General features: G+C 52.7%; 12 protein-coding genes. 10 read left to right on the top strand and 2 right to left on the bottom strand.

What is annotated here, in order from left to right:
• The first annotated feature begins 320 nt into the window (after nucleotides 1–320).
• From DQM29_RS11385 to araD, 3 genes are all read left to right on the top strand, one after another.
• On the top strand, nucleotides 321–1,997 hold the full coding sequence (locus DQM29_RS11385) for a ribulokinase (RefSeq protein WP_111740802.1): 1,677 nt from the start codon (nucleotides 321–323) through the stop codon (nucleotides 1,995–1,997).
• Nucleotides 1,998–2,058: 61 nt separating this feature from the next.
• Nucleotides 2,059–3,561: an L-arabinose isomerase gene (araA, locus tag DQM29_RS11380; protein ID WP_111740801.1), complete on the top strand. Its 1,503-nt coding sequence runs from the start codon at nucleotides 2,059–2,061 to the stop codon at nucleotides 3,559–3,561.
• Nucleotides 3,562–3,639: 78 nt separating this feature from the next.
• On the top strand, nucleotides 3,640–4,338 hold the full coding sequence (araD, locus tag DQM29_RS11375; RefSeq protein ID WP_111740800.1) for an L-ribulose-5-phosphate 4-epimerase: 699 nt from the start codon (nucleotides 3,640–3,642) through the stop codon (nucleotides 4,336–4,338).
• Nucleotides 4,339–4,430: 92 nt separating this feature from the next.
• Here araD and ampG read toward each other — a convergent pair whose 3' ends face one another.
• Together ampG and DQM29_RS11365 are read right to left on the bottom strand one after the other, a co-directional pair.
• A complete protein-coding gene (gene ampG, locus DQM29_RS11370; protein ID WP_111740799.1) occupies nucleotides 4,431–5,927 on the bottom strand; it encodes a muropeptide MFS transporter AmpG in 1,497 nt (498 codons plus the stop codon).
• Between the two features lie 47 nt (nucleotides 5,928–5,974).
• A complete protein-coding gene (locus DQM29_RS11365) occupies nucleotides 5,975–6,565 on the bottom strand; it encodes a YajG family lipoprotein (protein WP_111740798.1) in 591 nt (196 codons plus the stop codon).
• Nucleotides 6,566–6,968: 403 nt separating this feature from the next.
• On the opposite strand from DQM29_RS11365, the gene DQM29_RS11360 reads away from it, so the two are divergent.
• From DQM29_RS11360 to ppiD, 7 genes are all read left to right on the top strand, one after another.
• Entirely contained in the window at nucleotides 6,969–7,265 is a 297-nt protein-coding gene (locus tag DQM29_RS11360; protein ID WP_111740797.1) for a BolA family protein, read from the top strand.
• A 334-nt stretch (nucleotides 7,266–7,599) separates the two neighbouring features.
• A complete protein-coding gene (gene tig / locus DQM29_RS11355) occupies nucleotides 7,600–8,904 on the top strand; it encodes a trigger factor (protein WP_111740796.1) in 1,305 nt (434 codons plus the stop codon).
• A 102-nt stretch (nucleotides 8,905–9,006) separates the two neighbouring features.
• Entirely contained in the window at nucleotides 9,007–9,642 is a 636-nt protein-coding gene (clpP, locus tag DQM29_RS11350; RefSeq protein WP_111740795.1) for an ATP-dependent Clp endopeptidase proteolytic subunit ClpP, read from the top strand.
• 144 nt (nucleotides 9,643–9,786) lie between these two features.
• Entirely contained in the window at nucleotides 9,787–11,064 is a 1,278-nt protein-coding gene (clpX, locus tag DQM29_RS11345; protein ID WP_111740794.1) for an ATP-dependent protease ATP-binding subunit ClpX, read from the top strand.
• 282 nt (nucleotides 11,065–11,346) lie between these two features.
• On the top strand, nucleotides 11,347–13,713 hold the full coding sequence (lon, locus tag DQM29_RS11340) for an endopeptidase La (protein ID WP_111740793.1): 2,367 nt from the start codon (nucleotides 11,347–11,349) through the stop codon (nucleotides 13,711–13,713).
• A gap of 182 nt (nucleotides 13,714–13,895) precedes the next feature.
• Nucleotides 13,896–14,168 carry a nucleoid-associated protein HU-beta gene (gene hupB, locus DQM29_RS11335; RefSeq protein WP_111740792.1) on the top strand — a complete coding sequence of 91 codons (273 nt, stop codon included), beginning with the start codon at nucleotides 13,896–13,898 and terminating at the stop codon, nucleotides 14,166–14,168.
• Nucleotides 14,169–14,377: 209 nt separating this feature from the next.
• Nucleotides 14,378–16,261 (top strand): peptidylprolyl isomerase, encoded by a 1,884-nt coding sequence (ppiD, locus tag DQM29_RS11330; RefSeq protein ID WP_111740791.1) that lies wholly within the window; start codon nucleotides 14,378–14,380, stop codon nucleotides 16,259–16,261.
• The last annotated feature ends 77 nt before the right edge of the window (nucleotides 16,262–16,338 follow it).

Genomic DNA, 16,338 nt, shown 5'->3' with positions numbered 1-16,338 from the left:
ACCTGTATCGATTCACCTATTTATCTGGATATTGAGCCGATAGTTTCAAAATTTTTAACAACGTGACTTTATTATTAGACGTAAAAACATATGAGAGATTAGAGCGCCATCACAAATGAGAATTACAGCAATTTAGTTCATATATTCAGTTAAAAAGTGATGTATTTCGATTTTGAGCTGGATCACAATCTGTAAAGAGAAAGCAATATTGTGCATATATCTAGCCAACGGCTCCTCGCCGCTATAGCCGCTTTTTCTTATGGTATCCCCAAATTATTTTTACTCTTCTTTTTTACTTTTATTTGACGCTAGAGGTTTACATGGCGAAAGACACCATCGCGCTCGGTTTGGACTTTGGCAGTGACTCTGTTCGGGCGCTGGCCGTAGACTGCGCCAGCGGTGCGGAAGTGGCTACCGAGGTTGTTTACTATCCTCGTTGGAAGCAGGGATTATTTTGCCAACCGGCGGACAACCAGTTTCGCCACCATCCGTTGGACTACATCGAATCCATGGAGTCGGCAATCAAAGTTGTCGTTGCGATGCTGACGCCGTCTCAGCGCGAAGGTATCGTTGGAATAGGCGTGGATACGACAGGCTCTACACCTGCACCTATTGATAGAGAAGGGCGAGTTTTGGCACTGCGGCCAGAGTTTGCTAATAACCCAAACGCCATGTTCGTACTGTGGAAGGATCACACTGCTATCGAAGAAGCGGAAGAGATTAACCGACTGTGCCACGGAGGCCAGTTTGAAGACTATACCCGCTACATCGGCGGCGTTTACTCTTCCGAATGGTTTTGGGCTAAAATTCTGCACGTTTCAAGAGCCGACTCGGCGGTGCGTAACGCCGCCGTCTCATGGATCGAACTTTGTGACTGGGTGCCGGCGCTGCTCTCCGGTACTGAAGCGCCAGCAAGCGTAACGCGAAGCCGCTGTGCCGCAGGGCACAAGGCGCTGTGGCATATGGACTGGAACGGGCTGCCGCCGCGGGAGTTTTTGGGCGCGCTGGATCCTATTCTGGTTAACGACCTTGATTATCCGCTGTTTACCGACACGCATACCGCTGAGAAACCGGTTGGGAAAATCAGTAAAGAGTGGGCTCAGCGCCTCGGTATTTCCGAGAACGTAGTGATTTCCGGCGGTGAATTTGACTGCCACATGGGGGCGGTTGGCGCCGGGGCTCAGCCCTATACGCTAGTGAAAGTGATTGGTACCTCAACCTGCGATATTCTGCTGGCGGATGAAAGCCTGGTTGGCGATCGCGCTATTGCAGGCATCTGCGGTCAGGTTGACGGTAGCGTAGTACCCGGCCTTATCGGTATGGAAGCCGGGCAGTCCGCTTTTGGCGATATGTACGCCTGGTTTAGCCGCCTGCTGGCGTGGCCGTTGAACTATGCCGCAGAGCAGAATCCCGATATGGCCGCTTCCCTTAAGCAGGTTGAATCCATGCTGCTGCCTGCGCTGACGGAAGCCTGGGCAAAAGAAACCTCTCTGGATCGCCTTCCGGTGGTGCTGGACTGGTTTAACGGTCGCCGTACGCCGTTTGCCAACCAGCGCCTAAAGGGAGTAGTAGCAGATCTGAATCTGGGCACCGATGCGCCAACCCTGTTTGGCGGCTTTATTGCCTCAACTGCCTTTGGCGCTCGCGCCATTATGGAGTGCTTCGTTGAGCAAAATATTCCGGTAGAGAACGTGCTGGCGCTGGGAGGCATTGCCCGCAAGTCTCCAGTAATTATGCAGGTCTGTACCGACGTGATGAATCGCCCGCTGCAGATTGTGGCTTCCGATCAGTGCTGTGCGCTGGGAGCCGCCATTTTCGCCGCGGTGGCTGCGGGAGTTTACGAGACGATTCCTCATGCGCAGGCCAGCATGGCTAGCCCGACGGAGCGCACTCTGATGCCGGATCCGGCGAGAGCCGCCAAGTATGAACAGCTGTATCAGCGTTATCGGCAGTGGGGCAGCGTTGCTGAGCCCTGCTATGCCGCCAAAACAAACTAATCCGTTGAATGTGACGCAGAGCCTGACGCAATAGCGCCGCGCCCGTCCGAGAGGAGTCGATATGAGTGTTTTTAGTCAGTTAGAAGTCTGGTTCGTTGTCGGCAGTCAGCATCTTTATGGGCCGCAAACGCTCAAGCAGGTTGCCTCTCAGGCGCAGGAAGTGGTCGATGGCCTAAATAAAGAGGCGGGGCTGCCTATCAAACTGGTGATGAAGCCTCTGGCTACCACGCCGGATGAAATCCTGACCGTGTGCCGGGAAGCCAACTACCAGAAAAGCTGTGTGGGTATCGTTACTTGGCTGCACACGTTTTCTCCCGCCAAAATGTGGATCGGCGGCCTGAACGTGTTGGAAAAGCCGCTGCTACAGCTGCACACTCAGTACCGCAATGAGATCCCTTGGGATAGCATCGATATGGACTTTATGAACCTGAACCAGACTGCTCACGGCGGTCGCGAGTTCGGCTTTATTGGCGCCCGCATGCGCCGCGAGTTTACGTCGGTAGTGGGTTCCTGGCAGGACAAGCGCGTTCATCAAAAGCTCGACCGATGGATGCGAGTGGCGGCCGGTTTGTATGAAAGCCAAAACCTGAAAGTTGCGCGCTTTGGCGATAACATGCGCGAAGTGGCGGTCACCGAAGGCAATAAAGTGTCTGCACAACTCGCTTTTGGCTATGCGGTAAACGGCTATGGATTAGGGGACTTGGTTTCCGTTGTGGATGCCGTTTCTCAAGGGGACATTGACGCGCTGATTGACGAGTATGAGGCTACTTACCGTCTGACTGACGTAGTGAAAGTGGGCGGAGCCAAGCGCGCTAACCTGATTGATGCAGCCCGCATTGAACTGGGGATTAAAACGTTTCTTGAACGCGGCGGTTTCGGCGCCTTTACCACGACGTTCGAAAACCTCTATGGCCTTAAGCAGCTTCCGGGGCTGTCCGTACAGCGCCTGATGCAGCAGGGCTACGGGTTTGGCGCCGAAGGTGACTGGAAAACGTCAGCGCTGCTGCGCATTATGAAGGTGATGGCCTCTGGCCTGAAGGGCGGCACTTCCTTTATGGAAGACTACACCTATAACTTTGCGGCGGGTAACGACTTGGTGTTGGGATCCCACATGCTGGAAGTGTGTCCGTCGATTGCCAGCGAAGAGAAGCCGCTGCTTGACGTACAGCACTTGGGCATTGGCGGCAAGGACGATCCGGCTCGACTAATCTTTACCGCTCCGGCGGGGCCTGCGCTAAACGCCAGCCTGATAGACATCGGCGATCGATTCCGCCTGCTGGTAAATACTGTTGATACGGTAACAGCGCCGCACGCGCTGCCGAAACTGCCGGTAGCCAGCGCGCTGTGGAAATCTCATCCTTCACTGGACGTGGCGGTCGAAGCCTGGCTGTTGGCGGGCGGCGCCCACCACACAGTCTTTACTCAGGCACTGGACGTCGAGCACCTGCGCATTTATGCAGAAATGTGCGGCATTGAACTGTTGGTTATCGACAATGACACGCGAATTCCAGCGTTTAAGAACGAGATCCGCTGGAACGAAGTTTATTACAAGCTGTGCCGCTAACAGATGGATTTTTAGAGGGCTAAGCGTCGGTTATCCGGCGCTTAGCCTTGGCATTTTACGACATTTGGAATATGAACCATGTATCAACAGTTAAAACAGCAGGTGCTGGAAGCCAATCTGGCGCTACCTCGCCATAATCTGGTGACGTTTACTTGGGGTAACGTTAGCGGTGTCGATCGCGAAAACGGCGTCATAGTGATCAAGCCGTCCGGCGTTGAGTATGAACACATGGGTGTCGAGGATATGGTTGTAGTTAGCCTAGATACGGGAAAGGTCGTTGAAGGCAGCAAAAAGCCGTCTTCTGATACGGATACCCATTTGGCGCTGTACCGAGCATTTCCTGAAATTGGTGGCATTGTGCATACCCATTCACGTCACGCCACCATCTGGGCACAGGCGGGGCGGGATCTGTCCGCATGGGGCACCACGCATGCTGACTACTTCTACGGCGCGATCCCCTGTACTCGTCGTATGACGCCGCAAGAGATTGAAGGCGACTACGAATTGGAAACGGGCAACGTTATCGTTGATACCTTTATGTCTCGCGGCATCAGCCCAAAAGACGTTCCTGCCGTGCTGGTAAACTCCCACGGTCCGTTTGCCTGGGGCACTTCGCCGGACAACGCGGTGCACAACGCCGTCGTGCTGGAAGAAATTGCCTACATGAACCTGTTTACTCGGCAGCTGACCCCAGAGCTGGGGGATATGCAGCAGGAGCTGCTGGATAAGCACTACCTGCGTAAGCACGGTAAGAATGCTTACTACGGGCAGAAGTAGTTTGAAAGCAGCTGCCGCTTGAGAGAAAGGGCGGTTCGGTAGGACGGGTAGAGATAAGAGTGAAAAATGGCATCGAAAGCGATGCCATTTTTTTACGGATTTCGCAACTCGGCGCGGCTGGACTGCCGGACGGACAGGTAGTCCAGCAGGCAGCCTATTGCCGTGCCTATCAGGCATAGCGTAAGTCCGAGATAGGCCAGAATGCTTTGAATAAGGTCAATCAACTCGGAGCCGTTGGTCAGGTACGAGACTAACAGCAGAGCCAGCCAAAGCAGCAGTAGCAGTGCGCCGAAGGCCACTAGTCGAATAGCCCACCAGTAGCCACGGACGTTGTGTTTCTTGCGCAGGAAACTGCCAGTCTGCTGAGTGTGTTCCAGCGTTTGGCGACAGACGGCCAACAAAAAAAGCCCCGGAGCGGCAGCAACAATGGTGAACAGGTAAAAGATCGCCCAGTCGTAGTGCTTCACCAGCACGCCCGCGACGGGGCCGACATAGACTCGACCAACGGCAGACAGTGCGGAAAGCAGAGCGAACTGAGTGGCAGAAAACGACTTGTTGCATAGAGTCATCAGCAGAGCCACAAACGCGGCTGTACCCATACCTCCGCACAGGTTTTCAAAGAAAATAGCGCTGCCCATAGTGACAAGGCTTTTGTCGGTTACCGCCAGTATCCAGTAGCCGAAGTTGGAGAGCGCCTGCAAAATGCCAAATAGCATTAGGGCGCGAAACAGCGTCAGGCGCTGCATTAGAATGCCGCCGATCAGCACACCGATAATAGTGGCGAACAGCCCCAGCGTTTTGTTGACCAGTCCCACTTCTCCGGGTAGAAAACCAACTCCGCGAATAAGAAACGTGGTGCTTAAGCTGCCGGCGAAGGCGTCTCCCATTTTGTACAGAATAATTAACAGCAGAATGAGCCAAGCGTTATTGCGGCCAAAAAAGTCTCTCAGCGGCTCAACCACCGCCAGCTTGAGCGTTTTGGGCGATGGCGTAGTGTCTGGTTCTCTGGCCCACAGGGTAGCAATAATGCCGACGACCATCAGTAACGCCATCAGCCAATAGGTGCTCTGCCAGCCAATATAGTAGTCGGCTATCCACAGCGCCAAACCTCCGGATACCAGCATCGCTAGCCGGTAGCCCAGTACGGAGATAGCCGCGCCGTTACCGCGCTGCTCGGCACTGAGCACATCGGTTTTATAGGCGTCAAAGGCAATGTCCTGTGAGGCAGAGAAAAAGGCGATCAGCATGGCGATAGCCGCCATCAGCCAAAGATCGCTTTGCGGCGTTAGGCAGCCCAGCGCCAAAATCAGAACAACCAGTGCAATTTGGGTTAATAGCATCCAGCCGCGGCGCCGACCGAGAAACGGTAGACGATAGCGGTCCATCAGCGGCGACCAAAGAAACTTGAAGACGTAGGCCTGACCGACCAGCGAGAAGAAGCCGATGGTGGTGACGTCCATTCCGGCGACGGTGATCCAGGCCTGAAGCGTGCCGGAGGTCAAAGCAAGAGGCAGACCGGAGGCGAAGCCCAGCAGCAGAAGCACAGCGGCGTTACGTTCGGTGAACGCTTTAAAGTAGTGATTTGTCATAATGTTGCCGTCTCCCCGCCGAAACGGCGGGAGAGACATGCTGGCAGTTAGCCGCGCGCGTTCTGGCGAATGAAGTCGCTGATGGAGGTATCTTCAGCCATTTCCTTGATGGTGGAGGTCAGCGCATCGTTAAGCACGTTTTCCACATTCTTATTGGTTGCGCTGAAGGCGCCCTTGACGTTGTGCGTAGAGCGGAAGTTTTTGGTCTGCGTTGCACCGCTTTTCGCCTGACAGATAATAGAAATATCGACCTTGGCAGAGATGTTGTAGCGCAGATCGCCTTCCTGCACGTCAGCGAACAGGTTGTTGATCACCACTTGCACGTTGACGCTGCCTTCAGGGCCGACCATGTAGCCGCGAGCGCGCAGCTGCTTTTCTAACACTTCCTGCATCAGGAAGCGCATATCGCGAGACGGCGTCAGGCTAAGCAGTTGACCGTCGCGATTAAGCTTGGCTAAAGACGGATCCTGACGCTGGTCGTCGCTGACCAGACTAATTGTTGCGCCCATCAGGCTAGTATCCTGTTGGGGGAGCGTCATCTCAGGATTGATGTTCAGCGTCGTGTTAGGACGCGTTGAGCAACCGGCTAAAATAAACAGCGCCAGCAGGGGAAAAAGCAGGCGTTGGGATAAAGTCATTTTTCTCACGGTAAGCCTTTATTATCGTCAGTTGGGAGTCCATTTCATTCCGCTGTTATATGTTCTAACAAAATATGTTCTAACAAAAACAGCGGCTTTAAAAACAGGGTAGCGCTGGTGGCTGCCGCGACCAGATCGCGGATGCCCATCACGAGCAGGGCATATCATATCACTGCTCTCGGTCTGGAAAAGAGGAAAGTGTAGGTTAAGTCGCGCACTTTTCTCTGTTTAGGGCGTAAACGCCAATGACTGTGAGGGAAATGCGCGGATTTTTACGCACAGTGTCGGGAAAACGGCTATGATGCATTTCTTGCGCCAGATGCCGTTTGTCTAGGCCGAAGGGGGAAGTCAGTCCCGAAATACTGACCGTTTTGCGGGTAGATAAAAGGGGGAGTCTGTTTAAATGATGCAACAGCAAATAGAACAAAAGCTGTCGGCGCTGTCGCCGACGTTTATCGAAGTGGTTAACGAAAGCCATATGCATCACGTGCCGCCGGGCTCACAGACGCACTTTAAGGCTATCGTTGTATCAGCCGAGTTTGAGGGCAAGCGCCCGGTAGCTCGCCATCAAATGGTGTATCGACTACTGGCGGAAGAGATGGCGCAGCAGGTACACGCGCTGGCGCTGCATACTTATACGCCACAGGAGTGGGAAAGCGCTCAAGATGATGTGCCTGACTCACCTGTCTGTAAAGGCTAGCGGCGGTAAGTGAGAAAAGCGTTGATGGTAAACGTACTCTGCGCTGTTTTTTGCAGAATTACGGTTTTAGCGGTGTCATAAGAACGCGTGGTAGAACGCAAAATTGCGATTTATCGCCGCTAAGCGCCTCTCTTTTCTCGACTCATGCACAATGCGCGGCTATAATGCGGCGTCTATTTTTCCTGACTTCATTCGGGATGCTTCTGACGATAAGGGATTAGGTTCCGTTCCGTGCGGCCTTCCCGGTCTTAAGAGGTGCTATTGGTCTGACAGCGCGTCGACTAAAAGCGGCTTCTGGAGTTGACCGAGCACTGTGATTTTTTGAGGTAACAAGATGCAAGTTTCAGTTGAAACAACTCAAGGCCTAGGGCGCCGTTTGTCAATTAACGTCGCAGCGGACGTGATTGAAGAAGCTGTCAAGAAAGAGCTGGTTGATATCGCCAAGAAAGTGCGTATCGACGGTTTCCGCAAGGGCAAAGTGCCAATGAACATTATCGCTCAGCGCTACGGCGCTTCCGCGCGTCAGGACGTGCTGGGCGAGCTGATGCAGCGTCACTTTATTGACGCCATCATCAAAGAAAAAATCAATCCTGCTGGCGCGCCGAAGTACGTTCCAGGCGAGTACAAGCTGGGTGAAGATTTCCAATACAGCGTTGAATTCGAAGTGTATCCAGAAGTTGAGCTTAAAGATCTGGACGCGATTGAAGTTGAAAAGCCGGTTGTTGAAGTAAAAGAAGAAGACATCGACACCATGCTGGACACCCTGCGCAAGCAGCAGGCAACCTGGAAAGACATCGATACTGACGCTAAAGCAGAAGATCGAGTGACCGTTGACTTCACTGGCACCATCGACGGCGAAGAGTTTGAAGGCGGCAAGGCGAGTGATTTCGCACTGGCTATGGGGCAGGGTCGTATGATCCCAGGTTTTGAAGAAGGCATCGTTGGTCACAAGAAGGGCGACGAGTTCACTATCGACGTCACCTTCCCTGAAGACTACCACGCTGAAAATCTGAAGGGCAAAGCGGCACAGTTCGCTATCGTGCTCAAGAAGGTAGAAGAGCGCGAACTGCCAGAGTTCACTGCTGAATTCGTTTCTCGCTTCGGCGTTGCAGATGGCTCACTGGACGGTCTGAAGACCGAAGTGCGCAAAAACATGGAGCGCGAGCTGAAAGGCGCTATCCGTAACCGCGTTAAGACTCAGGTTATCGACGGTCTGGTTAAGGCTAACGACGTTGAGATCCCTTCTTCTCTGATCGACAGCGAAGTTGACGTTCTGCGTCAGCAGGCTGCTCAGCGCTTTGGCGGTAACCAACAGCAGGCAATGGAGCTGCCGCGCGAACTGTTCGAAGAGCAGGCTAAGCGTCGCGTTCAGGTCGGTCTGCTGCTGGGTGAAGTGATCCGTAAAAATGAGCTGAAAGCCGATCAGGCTCGCGTTAGCGCGCTGATTGAAGAAATGGCTTCTGCTTATGAAGATCCACAAGAGGTGATTGAGTTCTATAATAAGAACAGCGAGCTGATGAACAACATGCGCAACGTGGCGCTGGAAGAAGTCGCAGTGGAAACTCTGCTGGCTGGCGCCAAAGTCACTGAAAAAGCCATGTCATTCAGCGAGTTGATGAATCAGACTCCGGCAGCATAAGGCTGACTGTGGATGCAGGTTAATAGTTGACTTAATCACTATACTTCTGCAAATATGGCCCGGAGGCTCTGTTTCCGGGCCATTTTTTATCGGGAGACACAAATGTCCTACAGTGGTAATCAAGACAATTTTTCATCGGGCATGGAGCCAAATATGGCGTTAGTACCAATGGTGGTTGAGCAAACTTCCCGAGGGGAGCGCTCTTACGATATTTATTCCCGTCTGTTAAAGGACCGCATCATTTTCCTTAACGGTCAGGTTGAAGACTATATGGCTAACCTGATTGTCGCCCAGCTGCTGTTTCTGGAAGCGGAAAATCCGGAAAAAGACATTTATCTTTATATCAATTCGCCGGGCGGCGTGATCACGTCCGGTATGTCGATTTACGACACCATGCAGTTTATCAAGCCGGATGTCAGCACTATTTGTCTGGGGCAGGCGTGCTCAATGGGCTCTTTCCTGTTGACCGCAGGCGCTAAAGGCAAGCGTTTCTGCCTGCCGAATGCCCGCGTGATGATTCACCAGCCGCTGGGAGGCTTCCAGGGGCAGGTGTCAGACATTCAGATCCACGCTGAGGAAATCGTTAAGACGAAGCGTCGCATGAATGAACTGATGGCGCAGCATACCGGTCAGCCTTTCGAGATCATTGAAAGAGATACCGACCGCGATCGCTTCATGTCGGCGCAAGAAGCCAAAGAGTACGGGCTGGTGGACGAAATTCTGACCACACGCTTGTAATTCCTCTGGCAGGCGCCATATAGGAATTCAGAAACCGCATGAAAAAGGCGAGGCATACCGCAGCAATAGGCGGTATGCTCCTTGTCTCGCTGGGGCTTTTGGCGCAGGATGCAAAAGAAAAGATGAAATTTAAGAGGTTTGCTGATGACAGATAAAGGCAAAGACGGTTCAGGAAAGCTGCTTTACTGTACTTTTTGCGGCAAAAGCCAGCATGAAGTACGTAAGCTGATTGCCGGTCCGTCGGTGTATATCTGCGATGAGTGCGTCGATCTGTGTAACGACATCATTCGCGAAGAGATTAAAGAGATCGTTCCGCACAGAGAGCGCAATTCACTGCCGACGCCGCACGAAATCCGCCATCACCTGGACGATTATGTTATCGGTCAGGAGCAGGCGAAAAAGGTGCTGGCGGTTGCGGTATACAATCACTACAAGCGACTGCGTAACGGCAGTAGCAACGACGGCGTTGAGCTGGGCAAAAGCAACATCCTGCTGATTGGTCCTACCGGCAGCGGTAAAACCCTGCTAGCGGAAACGCTGGCGCGTTTCCTTGACGTGCCGTTTACTATGGCCGACGCCACAACGCTGACGGAAGCCGGCTACGTGGGCGAAGACGTCGAAAATATTATTCAAAAGCTGCTGCAAAAGTGCGACTACGACGTAGAGAAGGCCCAGCGCGGCATTATCTATATCGACGAAATCGACAAGATTTCCCGAAAGTCTGACAATCCGTCTATTACGCGTGACGTGTCCGGCGAAGGCGTACAGCAGGCGCTGCTGAAGCTAATTGAAGGAACCGTAGCTTCCGTGCCTCCTCAGGGTGGTCGCAAGTACCCGCAGCAGGAGTTTTTGCAGGTAGATACCTCTAAGATTCTGTTTATCTGCGGCGGTGCGTTTGCAGGGCTGGATAAAGTGATCGATCGTCGGGTAGAAACCGGTGCGGGCATTGGCTTCGTGGCGAAAGTGAAAAATCCGTCAGACAGATCGACCGAAGGCGAGCTGCTCAAGCAGGTCGAGCCTGAAGACTTGATCAAGTTTGGTCTGATCCCTGAGTTCATCGGTCGTCTGCCGGTTGTGGCAACGCTGAGCGAGCTGGATGAGGCCGCACTGTTGCAGATCCTGCAAGAGCCGAAAAACGCACTGACCAAGCAGTATCAGGCGCTGTTCCGCCTTGAAAGCGTCGATCTGGAGTTCCGTGAAGAGGCGCTTCGGGCGATTGCGAAAAAAGCCATGGCGCGCAAAACCGGCGCTCGCGGCCTGCGGTCTATCGTTGAAGGCGCACTGTTGGATACGATGTACGACATTCCCTCAATGGAAAACGTTGAGAAGGTGGTCATCGATGCATCTGTTATCGAAGGGCAGTCTCAACCGCTGCTGATTTACGGTCAGCCCGAGCAGGAAGCGCAGGCGGCAGGGGAGTAGTTTTATACCCCAAACGCTTTCGGGCATTCTCGTTAATAAAAAAGGCAGAGTGAAAGCTCTGCTTTTTTATTACGTTCGCCAGCCGCTTGCTTACGTTACTCTTCTGATAATCCCCTGTTAAATAAGGCTCTATGCCATTGAACGCGGTTCGGAGACTTTTTCTCTTTATGTACGGTTGAATGTCAATCCGTCGTCCCCATATACTCATCATGTATCATGTGATTAACATATCCCACTTTTTGTCGACAGCCCGTCGGTGAAAGCGAACAAAGAGAGAGTTCTATGAATGCTGAGCGTTCCGAACGCATTGAAATCCCTGCGCTGCCTCTGAGAGACGTCGTGGTTTATCCACATATGGTGATCCCGCTGTTTGTCGGCAGAGAAAAGTCTATTCGCTGCCTTGAAGCGGCGATGGAGCAGGATAAAAAGGTTTTGATGGTCGCCCAAAAGGACGCCACGATGGACGAACCCGGCGTGAACGATTTGTTCAACGTAGGGACCGTCGCCTCTATTCTGCAAATGTTGAAGCTGCCTGACGGTACAGTGAAAGTGCTGGTGGAAGGGCTACAGCGCGCCAAAATCACCGCACTCAGCGACAACGGTGAACACTTTTCGGCACAGGCGGAGTATATGCCCAGCGTCGGGCTGGATGAGCAGGAGCAAGAGGTGCTTATCCGTACGGCGATTAACCAGTTTGACGGTTACATCAAGCTGAACAAAAAAATCCCGCCGGAAGTTCTGACGTCGCTAAATGGCATTGAGGATCCTGCTCGGCTGGCCGATACCATTGCCGCACATATGTCACTTAAGCTGAGTGATAAGCAGACTGTGCTGGAAATGGCTGACATCGGTGAGCGTCTGGAATTCCTGATGGCGATGATGGAGTCTGAAATCGATCTGCTGCAGGTAGAAAAGCGCATTCGTAACCGCGTGAAAAAGCAGATGGAAAAAAGCCAGCGCGAGTACTATCTGAACGAGCAGATGAAGGCCATTCAGAAAGAGCTGGGCGAAATGGACGATGCGCCGGATGAAATAGAGACGCTCAAGCGCAAGATTGAAGCGGCAAAAATGCCGAAAGAGGCGAAGGAAAAAACCGAAGCTGAGCTGCAAAAGCTGAAGATGATGTCGCCGATGTCCGCAGAAGCGACCGTGGTTCGCGGCTATATCGACTGGATGATTCAGGTGCCGTGGAACGCGCGCAGCAAAGTGAAAAAAGATTTGCTCAAAGCTCAAGAAGTGCTGGATACCGACCACTACGGGCTGGATCGCGTTAAAGACCGTATCCTTGAGTATCTGGCAGTACAGAGTCGCGTCAGCAAGATCAAAGGGCCAATCCTGTGTCTGGTTGGGCCTCCGGGCGTAGGTAAAACCTCGCTGGGGCAGTCTATCGCTAACGCGACCGGGCGTAAGTACGTCCGTATGGCGCTGGGTGGAGTGCGTGATGAAGCGGAGATTCGCGGTCACCGTCGCACGTACATTGGCTCTATGCCGGGTAAGCTGATTCAGAAAATGGCGAAAGTGGGAGTGAAAAACCCGCTGTTCCTGCTGGACGAAATTGACAAAATGTCGTCTGACATGCGCGGTGACCCGGCTTCTGCGCTGTTGGAGGTGCTCGATCCTGAACAGAACATCGCCTTTAACGACCACTATCTGGAAGTAGACTACGACCTGTCCGACGTGATGTTTGTGGCGACTTCAAACTCCATGAACATCCCTGCGCCGCTGCTGGATCGTATGGAAGTGATTCGCCTTTCCGGCTATACGGAAGACGAAAAGCTCAATATCGCCAAGCAGCACCTGCTGCCGAAGCAGCTTGAGCGCAATGCGCTGAAAAAGGGCGAGCTGTCCGTGGAGGATTCCGCCATTATCGCGATGATCCGCTACTACACGCGAGAAGCGGGAGTGCGTAGCCTTGAGCGTGAAATCTCCAAGGTGTGCCGTAAAGCGGTGAAAACGCTGCTGATGAACAAGAAGGTGAAGCACATCATCGTTAACGCTGACAACCTGAAAGAGTTTTTGGGCGTTCAGCGCTTCGACTATGGCCGCGCAGACAGCGAAAACCGCGTGGGTCAGGTGACTGGCCTGGCATGGACGGAAGTGGGTGGCGACTTGCTGACCATCGAAACCGCCTGTGTGCCGGGTAAAGGTAAGCTGACCTATACGGGATCTTTGGGTGAGGTGATGCAGGAGTCTATTCAGGCTGCGCTAACGGTTGTGCGTGCGCGCGCAGAAAAGCTCGGCATCAACGAAGACTTCTACGAGAAGCGCGATATTCACGTTCACGTGCCGGAAGGCGCAACGCCGAAAGACGGCCCAAGCGCCGGTACGGCAATGTGCACCGCGCTGGTTTCCTGCCTGACGGGTAACCCAGTACGTGCCGACGTGGCGATGACCGGTGAAATTACACTTCGCGGTCAGGTGCTGCCCATTGGCGGGCTGAAAGAAAAACTGTTGGCAGCTCACCGAGGAGGCATTAAAACCGTTCTGATTCCAGCGGAAAACAAACGTGATTTGGAAGAGATTCCTGATAACGTGATTGCCGATTTGGATATTCATCCGGTTGAGCGTATCGAAGAAGTGTTGGAGATCGCGCTGCAAAACCCGCCGTTCGGGGCTCGCCCAGTGGCTGCCAAGAAGGCAAAAAAGTGATGTAGAGCAAATATTCTGGATAAAACTGGGGCTGGCAGGAGATTTCTCTCTTGCCAGTTTTTTTATGTGCCGTTAAATTAGCCTGTCAGGTTAGCAGGCTATCGCTTGTTTTACTTGATGTAACTGTGTCGTATCCCTATCACGAATCAGGGACGACAATTTATCGTAAAGGGGATTTTATAGTGAATAAATCACAACTGATTGAACGTATCGCTTCTGGAGCGGATATCTCTAAAGCAGCCGCAGGCCGTTCATTAGACGCCATCATTGACGCAGTCACTGAAGCACTGAAAAGCGGTGACCAAGTTTCTCTGGTTGGTTTTGGTTCTTTCGTCGTTCGTGAGCGTGCTGCTCGCACCGGTCGTAACCCGCAAACTGGCAAAGAAATCAAAATCGCTGCAGCCAAAGTGCCAGCTTTCCGTCCGGGCAAAGCCCTGAAGGATGCCGTGAACTAAGATTTTTCCCGTTTTTGCCCGGTAGAGCATTACCTTCCGGCAATGAACTGGTAGAATAGGAGCGCATCAATTTGATGCGCTTTTTTTGTGCCTTTTAAAAGGCGAACGTAAACAGAAACCCCCATTGCCCGCTGAGAGCACCCCATAGGGTTGGCAATGTTGCTGGTGTTTCATGATGTAGACTTAATACAGCGGAGAGTTGTCACCCTATGATGGACAATCTACGCGCGGCTTCTAATAACGTCGTGCTTAAAGTTCTTCTGGCCTTGATTATGCTGTCGTTTGTTTTAACCGGCGTTGGCGGCTACTTGGGCAGTTCTGAAAACTACGTGGCGGAAGTCAACGGGCAGGAAATCAGTAGCGCGAATTTTGAGCAATCCTTTAATAACGAGCGCAGCCGCCTTCAGCAACAGCTTGGTGAAAACTTTTCCCAGCTGATGGCAAACGAAGACTATATGAAGCAGCTGCGTCAGGACGTGCTGAACCGCATGATTAACGACCTGCTTATCGACCAGTACGCTGCCAGTCTGGGCATGGCGATTGGTGACGATCAGGTTAAGCTGGCGATTCAGAATTCTCCCGATTTTTTCACTAACGGAAAATTCGACAACGAGAAGTACCGTGACCTGCTGAACCGCATTATGGTTTCGCCGGAGCAGTACGCAGAAATTATGCGCAAGCAGCTGCTGTCTCAGCAGATTGTTCGCGCTTTCGCAGGTAGCGACTTTGCACTACCGACAGAGGCTGAGTCTGCTGCTGCGCTTATCCAGCAAAAGAGAGGCGTTCGACTGGCGCCTGTCAACATGACCGCTCTGGCAGAAAAGAAAGAGGCTGAGCCTTCCGCTGAGCAGGTAAAAGCGTTCTATGACCAGAACAAAGCGCGCTTTACCACACCAGAAACCGTAAAGGTTAGCTACATTGAAGTTGACGCAGCGTCGTTGAGCGAAGGCCTGACGGTGAGCGAGCAGGAAATTGCCGACTTCTATCAGAAAAACAAGCCAATGTTTATTCAGAAGCCTCGCTTTGACTACAGCGTGATTGTGCTTGAGAAAGAGAGTGACGCTAAGGCTGTTGTTGAACAGCTTAAGCAAGGGGCAGATTTCGCTACACTGGCAAAAGAGAAGTCTATCGATAAAGACTCTGGCGCCAAAGGTGGCGATCTTGGATGGCTGGAAACTACTGCGATCCCAGACGACATTCTGGCAGCGAAGCTAACGGCCGACGGGCAACTGTCTGATGTGATCCGTTCCGATCTTGGCTACCTTGTGGTTCGTTTAAACGGTACCGAAACCTCGAAAGAGAAGCCGTTGGAGAGCGTGAAGTCCGAGATTACCCAGGCTCTGATGCAGGACAAATCTTACGAGAAGTTTGAAGACCTTCAGTCTAAAATCATGGATGCAACCGCCAACGATCGCCTGTCTCTGGACGGTGCTGCTAAAGCCTCTGGCCTGAAAGTGGTTGAGACCGACTGGTTTACTCGTGAAGACGTACCGCAGCAGCTTAACTATCCTGAAGTGGTGCAGACTATATTTGACGGCAGCCTCTTCGGCGGCAACGGCGCCCCGGGGCAAAACTCCGATCTGATTAGCGTTGAAGGCGATCGCGCCTTTATGCTGCGAATTGCAGAGCATCGCCCTGAAGCGGTAAAAGAGTTTGACAGCGTTTCTGCTGAAATTACCGCGCTGCTTAAGCGCCAGAACGTTGCTGAAATGGCTCGCAAGCAGGCGCAGGAACTGATCGCTGCTCTGAAGGGCGGCACTGGTGATGCGGCTCTGGCTGCTGCCGGTGTGAAGTTTGGTGACCGTCAGGACGTAACCCGTTTCTCAGACGATGCGCAAATTGCTGATGCAGTTTTTGCAATGCCGTTACCGAAGGACAGCAAGCCGGAATTCGGCGTGGCTAGCGATATGAAGGGTAACGTGCTGATCGTCGCTCTGGATACGGTAGAAGCGGGCAAGCTGGAAGGCGAGCAGGCGAAGGCTGTGACCACACAGCTGGCTAAGCAGGCCGGTGAAGCTACCCTTGATGCTCTGCTTGGCAGTCTGCGGGCTAAGGCAAAAATCAAAATTGGTGAGGCTGCGGGCATCAAATAAATGCGATGCGACTCGCATCCTGATGTAACGTAGTTCAACTCTTAAAGGCCGCTTTCGCGGCCTTTTCCATATTTATA

The sequence above is a fragment of the Leminorella richardii genome (genome assembly GCF_900478135.1).
GTDB lineage: Bacteria > Pseudomonadota > Gammaproteobacteria > Enterobacterales > Enterobacteriaceae > Leminorella > Leminorella richardii.
This window is presented reverse-complemented; position numbering and strand designations above follow the sequence as displayed.